We start from the raw sequence: 7,122 nt of genomic DNA on the forward strand, positions 1-7,122 counted from the left end.
GATGTCTGGCCCCGATCAAACCCGCGCCAGGCTGATCGATGTCGAACTCGACGAATCGATCGGCCGTTCGACACCCGATGTCGAGCATGAGCGTGCGGTGGCGATCTTCGACCTGATCGAGGAAAACAGTTTTCAACCCGTCAATGACAGCGGCGCCGGCCCTTATCGGCTGAAACTGTCGCTGGCCGAGCAGCGCCTGGTGTTTGCCGTGGCGCGCGAGGACGGCGCCGCCGTCGTCACCCATATCCTGTCGCTGACGCCGCTCAGGCGCATCGTCAAGGACTACTACCTGATCTGCGAAAGCTATTACGACGCCATCCGTTCCTCGACACCGAGCCATATCGAGGCGATAGACATGGGCCGCCGCGGTTTGCACAATGAGGGTTCGCAAACGCTAATGGACCGGCTATCCGGCAAGATCGACATAGACTTCGATACGGCGCGCCGGCTGTTCACGCTGGTCTGCGTGCTGCACTGGCGGGGCTAGCCCTGGCACCCGGCGCCCTGCCCCGTTCGATCCTGTTCCTGTGCGGCATGAATGCCGTGCGCTCGCCAATGGCAGAGCAACTGGCGCGCCGCATGCTGCCGGCCACCGTCTTTGTCGCTTCGGCAGGCGTTCGCGCTGGCGAGCGCGATCCATTCGTCGATGCGGTGCTGGCCGAAGACGGTCTCACGCTGGGCGAGCGCCACCCAAGGACGATGGACGATCTCGAGGACGACTATTTCGACCTCATCGTCACGTTGGCGCCGGAAGCACACCACGCCGCACTCGAACTCACCCGCTCGCTCGCTGTCGAGGTCGAATACTGGCCGACGCCGGACCCGACCGACGCCAGCGGCACCCGCGAACAGATCATGGCCAGTTATCGCGACGTGCGCGAGCGGCTGAAGGTGCGCATAGGCCGACGTTTTCTGCTTCCAGGAGCAAAAAACGCGACGGATTAAGCGTGTTCACAAGCGGACGATTATCATATAGGTTCCGCCGAAATTCCGGCCAGGGTGCTGGAACTACCATCCAAGCAAAGGTATCGAATGCCGAAGGAAGAAGTCCTCGAGTTTCCGGGTGTCGTGACGGAGTTGTTGCCGAACGCGATGTTCCGGGTAAAGCTCGAAAACGAACACGAAATCATCGCCCATACGGCCGGCCGCATGCGCAAGAACCGCATCCGCGTGCTGACCGGCGACAAGGTTCTGGTCGAGATGACGCCATACGACCTGACCAAGGGCCGCATCACCTATCGTTTCAAGTAAGCAAAGCCCGACTGGTCCGCGATGAGCATTTTGCAGAAGCTGGTGCTTGCCTCGGGTTCGCCGCGCCGGATCGAGCTCTTGCAGCAGGCCGGCATCGAGCCGGACCGCGTGCTGCCGGCCGATGTCGACGAAACGCCGCTGCGTGCCGAGCATCCGCGCTCGCTGGCCAAGCGGCTGTCGAAGGAAAAGGCCGAGAAGGCGTTCGCGTCGCTGAAGTCTGAGGCCGACTATGCGCCGGGCTTCGTGCTGGCCGCGGACACGGTGGTTGCCGTCGGACGGCGTATCCTGCCCAAGGCTGAAACCCTCGACGACGCCGCCAACTGCCTCGGGCTGTTGTCGGGCCGTTCGCACCGGGTCTATTCCGGCATCTGCCTGATCACCCCGGGCGGCAAACTGCGCCAGCGGCTGGTCGAGACGCGGGTGCGCTTCAAGCGGCTGCCGCGCGAAGAGATCGACGCCTATGTCGCCTCGGGTGAATGGCGCGGCAAGGCCGGTGGCTACGCCGTCCAGGGCCTCGCCGGCGCCTTCGTCGTCAAGCTGGTCGGCTCCTACACCAACATCGTCGGCCTGCCGCTCTATGAGACCGTCGCGCTGTTGAGCGGCGAAGGCTTCAAGGTGCATGGTGGCTGGCTGGCGGGACCCCGGCTGTGAATTCCGATCCCAAAGTCACGCCCTTGCGCCCGAAGCGCCCCTGCCCTGAATGCGGCAAGCCCTCGGCGCGCGACACCTTTCCGTTCTGCTCGACGCGCTGCAAGGACATCGACCTCAACCGCTGGCTGAAGGGCGCCTATGTCATCAAGGCCCGCGACGACGAGGAAGAGACGGACCCGGACGCTCCGAAATGAGCCGAGCGCCGAGTGACCAGATCTGGTCGTGATCGAGCTCGGCTGATGTGTGCGGGCCGGCGGCGCAGCCGGCGATCGACTTGTCGTAAGTCGGCTGGTTGCCGAGAGCCTGGACCGTGACCTTGATGTCGGGAAATTGCTTGTTGAAGCCGGCAATGGTCGCCTTCAGCGATGAAGCCGCGACATTCCAGCTCCAGATGGTGATTTCGCCGGATTGCGCGAAGGCCGGGGCTGAGCCCAAGGCAAGCGCGAGCGCGGCGCTTTTGATGCATCAGGACGCCAATGTGCTGCGCGTCGCCATGGATTCGGGCTTCGGCTCGCTCAGCGCCTTCAACAAGTCGTTCCGCAAGCTCGCCGGCATGTCGCCCTCCGATTTTCGTAGAGGCGTGACCGGCGCAAGATAGGTGGCGGCGACCAATGCGGGTCTGAGCCGCGAAGCATTGTGCGTCTCGATCGCCGGCTAAAGGCAGTGCCACGGCATGTCAGCCGGCAATAGCGGCACGGACAGGAATGGCGGAGGCCGCATTGTGCCATGCCGTGCCCGATTCCCGCCCGCAAGCGGCATGGAAACCGGGGCACCGCACGGCGTCGCTTTTCCTGCCTGAAATCGCCCACTAGGCGCTGGACAGGCCGAATTCCCGTGCTATAACCCACGCGCTTTCAAGGGGCGCCCCACGGCGCCTCGATGAATTCCGGTCTGCGAGTTTTCGTTGCCGGAACAGGCCCAGATAGCTCAGTTGGTAGAGCAGCGGACTGAAAATCCGCGTGTCGGTGGTTCGAATCCGCCTCTGGGCACCATTGCCTCTTCTCCCGACACTCCCTTTCGCCGAAGCTTGTACGCTTATGTTTGTGCAAACACCTGAAATCGTTGATGTTTTCGGCTCGCTTGGCGCACTTCGGCGCATTTCGAGGAGTTTCAGCGTATTTGGTCCAACGCGCCGGCCGGTTGGTATTTCCGTTGGTATCGGACATCCTGTTGGTATCGAAGCAGCCAAAAGGAAGTCCCAGAAATGGCCCTTTCCGATGTGAAATGCCGAAGCGCCCGACCAGCTTCCAAGCTCTTGAAACTGTCTGACGGTAGCGGATTGCAGCTTTGGGTGCAGCCTACCGGAACCCGGCTATGGCGCCTCGCCTATCGGTTTGACGGCAAGCAAAAGCTTCTGGCACTGGGCAGCTATCCTCTCATTTCTCTCGTCGAGGCACGCCAAGCGCGCGATGACGCGAAACGTCTTTTGCTGGCTGGAATCGACCCCGCACAGGAACGCAGTTTGCGAAAGGCCGGCTCGGCAAAGGACACCTTTCGCTCAATCGCAGATGAATATGTTGACAAGCTGAAGAAGGAGGGCCGTGCCGACCGGACGATCAGCAAGGTCAAATGGCTGCTCGACTTTGCCTATCCGACAATCGGCGACAAGTGCATTCGGGAGATCGATACGGCCACCATCCTTACCGCCCTCCGTCGCGTGGAGATTCGCGGCCGATACGAGTCGGCCAGGCGACTGCGCTCCACCATTGGCAGCGTGTTTCGATACGCAATCGCGACCGCACGCGCCGAGGCAGATCCGACGATCGCCCTGAGGGGTGCACTCGTCAGTCCGACGGTGACGCCGCGTGCCGCGGTTGCCGAGCCTACGGCCTTGGGCGGTTTGCTGAGGGCGATCGATGCATTTGACGGACAGCCTACAACCAGAGCCGCCCTGAAGCTGATGGCGCTGCTGTTTCCTCGCCCCGGCGAGCTGCGCGCCGCGACATGGGACGAGTTCGATTTCGAAAGGTCGGTGTGGAGCATCCCTGAAGGACGCATGAAGATGCGAAGGCCGCACCGTGTACCTCTTTCCAGGCAGGCGGTCGGTGTCCTGACCTCACTTAGAGAAATCTCTGGTGCTGGATCGCTGTTGTTTCCTAGTGTTCGATCGGGTTCGCGTCCGATTTCCGACAACACGCTTAACGCCGCCCTGCGCCGCATGGGCTACGGTAAGGAAGAAGCTACCGCGCACGGTTTTCGAGCAACGGCATCAACTCTGCTAAACGAATGCGGAAAGTGGCATCCGGACGCCATAGAGCGGCAGCTGGCCCATATTGAAAACAACGACGTTCGTCGCGCCTACGCCCGGGCAGAGCACTGGGAAGAGCGCGTAAAGATGATGCAATGGTGGGCCGACTATCTGGATGAACTCGAGAGCAAACGCGCGGTGAAAATTGCCGGCGATTGAAGAACGCTAACCTGGGCGACCTATGGTCTAGCGACCAATGACCAGGGCTTAGAGTGATTGAAGTGCCAGTACCGACTGTACTGAATCAAACCCGCGAAAGGGTGATCGCTCCTGCTTTCGGCCCATGCATGGCAGGAATGAAAGTGAGCTTTGCGCCGCATCTCGGTGCCCGGCGTGCTCGATTATGTCGAGGTGACCGTTGTCTGACCCGAGTAACACCATCTATCTCAGCCTCGGCAGCAATCTGGGCATCCGGCGGCCTCGATGGCCGCGGCGCGGCGCATTCTCGACGCCGATGCGGATACGCGCGGACGTTGGAGTCGCCAAATTCAGGTACCGAAACCTGACGTTTTTTCAGTTTAGTCCGACGCACGAGCCATGCTGAAACAGCAGCGCCTCTCGATCCGACGGGCGAGTCAGGCAGCCGTCGAAGCGGGCGGAGCCTCCCCGACAGCAGCCTTTGTTGTAGTAGTCGCCGCCGGCAGCGGCTGGACCACTTCCGAAGGGCTAGTTTCGGCCGAGAGTTCAACTGCCTCAGTTGAGGCGGCCTCGCCCTTGACCGGGCTCGATACGGATGCGGCCACTTTGGTCTTGCCCTTCGTGTCAGGCTCGACAACCTCCTGCATGGGCAATCTGAGATTCGCCAGACTCTCCACAAACGCCTCGAAGTGAGGTATCGCCGCTGAAAGATCCTCGTCCAGGGCGAACTCGCGGCGGATGACTTGGATGCGGATGCGGACGTCGTCGGACTGCGGCGTGTCATCGAGCTGGCTCTGGATCTCCTCGAGGATCTCGGCACCCTGCTCGCAAGTCCCGCTGCTCTTGTGATCGCGGATGAATATCCTGTAATAGCGCATGATCATTGCCCCGAGGCGTTCGCGGTTCGCTTCCCGCTGTGCCTGCCGCCTCGCCTTGTTTACAGCCTTGAAGAGGCTGGACATGCGCTCAAGAAAGATGTCGATGGGTCCTTGGAGCTCACCGTTGTCTCGCTCGATTGTCTCGACGACGGCGCGCGCGAAGCCGAGCTTCTCGATATGTCCGCTCTCCGCTTTGGCGACCGCCTGAATGGCGGCGAACATCGACTTGCCGGTTTCAATCTGGGCCTGAATGCTTTGCCGCGAGATGGTAGGAGCTTCCGTATCGCGAAATCGTGTGATCTCGCCGACGCATGCGTTCATCGCGGCGGTGGCAAGTTCAACGGGGATCAGGTCCTCGATCTCCTTCACCTCGATACCGTCTGCGAGTTCCAGTTCTCCCAGCTGCAAGACGTGTTGGCTGTCGATCAGGCGCTTCGCCTTCTTGTCCGTCCTCATATGGTTGGCCGCCTCGTTGCCTGCGGTGTCAGAGTCGAGGAGGGCGACAACGGGAGGCTTATCGGTATCCCGGCCTCTGATCAGGTAAAGCATGTAAGGGATCTCGCTCGCCGATCCGCACGGCACGATTACTAAATTGTTGAGGTCGAGGGTCCCGGCGGTTACGCTAGGGCGCTTCTGCCGCATGATTCGGGCGGCTCCCGCAAGAAGCACCTGGTCCGTGACCCCCTCGACGAGCAAGTTGACTGACCCCACGAAGGCTGTCTCGCCGACGAACGCACCAAAGGCAGAGCGAAGGGGCTCATAGTGGTTTCGCGAAACGTTTCGAACAACCCGAGTGCCATCATAGCCACGCCCCTTCTCAAGCACTCGGATACGCTCGGCGTAGTTTTTGTCCAGCAGGAACGGCGAGTGCGTGACGTAGATCACCTGCACCGGTGGGCGGCCGTCCCGAGGTTCGGCAAGATCCTGGAGGACTTTCATGAGGTCCTGCTGAGCCTCGGCGGAGAGGTAGGTGTCTGGTTCGTCCATTAGTAAGAGGCTTTCGCGCTCTGTCTGTGGACGGTGTGACTGGGCTTGGATGAGGTACGATAGGAAATATTTCAGTCCGCTGCTGCGCTCGTCAAACGTATACTCGGTCCCCGTACGGTCCCTGATCGTGAATACCAACTCGTGCTCGCGCGGTGTAACCTTCAGCGAGAACTCGCGGTCCTGGACCCACCACTTTTTGAAGTTAAGGTAGCGCTCCAGTTGGTCATTAATGGCTTCCACTAGCGCGTTGGCGTAGCCCTCCTTGCCGTCCGCAATCGCCTCCCGCAGATCCATCAGACGGGCCGGCTCGACGTTGCCGAGTTTCAAGAGCAAATCGCGCGCGAGAGAGAGCGACTTCTCGGCGCCATCTACGCGGCGAGCCTCGCGGAGGGCGTCCGCTATTGGTGACAGCGCCAGCCGTATATTGGGAGCGTGGGCGGCGAATATCTTATCGTCTCCCAGCATCTCCGCGAAGCTGGCGGCGACTTCGAGGAGCGTTGTGCGCTGTCTGCGGTCGGAGATGCTGCTCGGCTGGGCATCCCGATTGGCTAGCCAGTGCAAGGGGACGGCTGCGGGCAAGGCGACATCCGGCATGATACGGAAGGGCTTCGGCAGGATGTCGGCGAGCGGTCGTGCCACCGAGGAGGCCTCTACCACGCGTGTAGCGCGACAATCTGGGGATCTTCCGCATATTTGGTGCAGGTGCCGGGATTCACGGGCGGTGCGAATGAGTCCATAGAGTCGGAATCGCAGTCGACGCCGGTGATTCGCCCGTGCTCCATGCCTTCCGCTCGCTGGTCTCGCCCGAGCTTTCGATTGTCCAAATTCTCCCACAGGCCGACAAGGTGGTGCTTGTAGCCCGGCCGAAGGCGACAGAATCGTGCTGTCCCTCCTGCGGCTGCCGAACCGGACGCGTCCACAGCCACTACATGCGCCGGGTGGCTGATCTGCCGTGGCAGGGACGGGTTG

8 protein-coding genes, 1 tRNA gene and 2 pseudogenes are annotated in these 7,122 nt (G+C 61.5%); 9 read left to right on the forward strand and 2 right to left on the reverse strand.

The genetic code is table 11. The annotated features are described in order from the left end of the window. Position 1 precedes the first annotated feature (1 nt). The 5 genes from MESCI2_RS0105890 to yacG all read left to right on the forward strand — a co-directional run bounded on the left by MESCI2_RS0105890 (position 2) and on the right by yacG (position 2,096). Positions 2–487: a UPF0262 family protein gene (locus MESCI2_RS0105890; RefSeq protein ID WP_027035753.1), complete on the forward strand. Its 486-nt coding sequence runs from the start codon at positions 2–4 to the stop codon at positions 485–487. Continuing rightward, on the forward strand, positions 475–945 hold the full coding sequence (locus tag MESCI2_RS0105895; RefSeq protein ID WP_081738604.1) for a low molecular weight phosphatase family protein: 471 nt from the start codon (positions 475–477) through the stop codon (positions 943–945). Before MESCI2_RS0105890 ends, MESCI2_RS0105895 begins: the two co-directional genes overlap by 13 nt. A gap of 87 nt (positions 946–1,032) precedes the next feature. Beyond that, the gene (infA, locus tag MESCI2_RS0105900) at positions 1,033–1,251 is read left to right on the forward strand and encodes a translation initiation factor IF-1 (RefSeq protein ID WP_006200926.1); all 219 of its coding nucleotides are present in this window, start codon (positions 1,033–1,035) and stop codon (positions 1,249–1,251) included. A 21-nt stretch (positions 1,252–1,272) separates the two neighbouring features. After that, positions 1,273–1,902, forward strand: a complete 630-nt coding sequence (locus tag MESCI2_RS0105905) for a Maf-like protein (RefSeq protein WP_027035755.1) — start codon at positions 1,273–1,275, stop codon at positions 1,900–1,902. After that, complete coding sequence (gene yacG / locus MESCI2_RS0105910; RefSeq protein WP_027035756.1) at positions 1,899–2,096, forward strand: DNA gyrase inhibitor YacG; 198 nt, start codon at positions 1,899–1,901, stop codon at positions 2,094–2,096. The genes MESCI2_RS0105905 and yacG overlap by 4 nt, the downstream gene beginning before the upstream one ends. Positions 2,097–2,151: 55 nt before the next feature. Here yacG and MESCI2_RS1000000138755 read toward each other — a convergent pair. After that, a pseudogene (locus tag MESCI2_RS1000000138755) lies at positions 2,152–2,364 on the reverse strand (ABC transporter substrate-binding protein); the annotation flags it as partial. Here MESCI2_RS1000000138755 and MESCI2_RS0105915 point away from each other — a divergent pair. The 3 genes and pseudogenes from MESCI2_RS0105915 to MESCI2_RS01000000134375 form a co-directional block, all read left to right on the forward strand. Continuing rightward, positions 2,348–2,500, forward strand: a pseudogene (locus MESCI2_RS0105915) (helix-turn-helix domain-containing protein); the annotation flags it as partial. The pseudogenes MESCI2_RS1000000138755 and MESCI2_RS0105915 sit on opposite strands and share 17 nt — an antisense overlap. A gap of 318 nt (positions 2,501–2,818) precedes the next feature. Next, positions 2,819–2,894 (forward strand) — tRNA-Phe (locus MESCI2_RS0105920). A 212-nt stretch (positions 2,895–3,106) separates the two neighbouring features. Next, positions 3,107–4,309: a tyrosine-type recombinase/integrase gene (locus tag MESCI2_RS01000000134375; protein ID WP_032900339.1), complete on the forward strand. Its 1,203-nt coding sequence runs from the start codon at positions 3,107–3,109 to the stop codon at positions 4,307–4,309. A gap of 416 nt (positions 4,310–4,725) precedes the next feature. Here MESCI2_RS01000000134375 and MESCI2_RS0105930 read toward each other — a convergent pair whose 3' ends face one another. Then, on the reverse strand, positions 4,726–6,792 hold the full coding sequence (locus MESCI2_RS0105930; RefSeq protein WP_155936581.1) for an ATP-dependent nuclease: 2,067 nt from the start codon (positions 6,790–6,792) through the stop codon (positions 4,726–4,728). 134 nt (positions 6,793–6,926) lie between these two features. Here MESCI2_RS0105930 and MESCI2_RS1000000136570 point away from each other — a divergent pair. Then, a partial coding sequence (locus MESCI2_RS1000000136570) for a transposase family protein (protein WP_197031516.1) occupies positions 6,927–7,122 on the forward strand: 196 nt, incomplete at its 3' end.

The organism is Mesorhizobium ciceri WSM4083 (assembly GCF_000519305.1).
In the GTDB taxonomy this organism is placed as follows: Bacteria; Pseudomonadota; Alphaproteobacteria; order Rhizobiales; family Rhizobiaceae; genus Mesorhizobium; species Mesorhizobium ciceri_B.

What these genes read in the sequence shown, in the direction of transcription:
- MESCI2_RS0105890 (WP_027035753.1), top strand. Translation starts at nt 2, where the DNA reads ATGTCTGGCCCCGATCAAACCCGCGCCAGGCTGATCGATGTCGAACTC.
- infA (WP_006200926.1), top strand. Translation starts at nt 1,033, where the DNA reads ATGCCGAAGGAAGAAGTCCTCGAGTTTCCGGGTGTCGTGACGGAGTTG.
- MESCI2_RS0105905 (WP_027035755.1), top strand. Translation starts at nt 1,273, where the DNA reads ATGAGCATTTTGCAGAAGCTGGTGCTTGCCTCGGGTTCGCCGCGCCGG.
- MESCI2_RS01000000134375 (WP_032900339.1), top strand. Translation starts at nt 3,107, where the DNA reads ATGGCCCTTTCCGATGTGAAATGCCGAAGCGCCCGACCAGCTTCCAAG.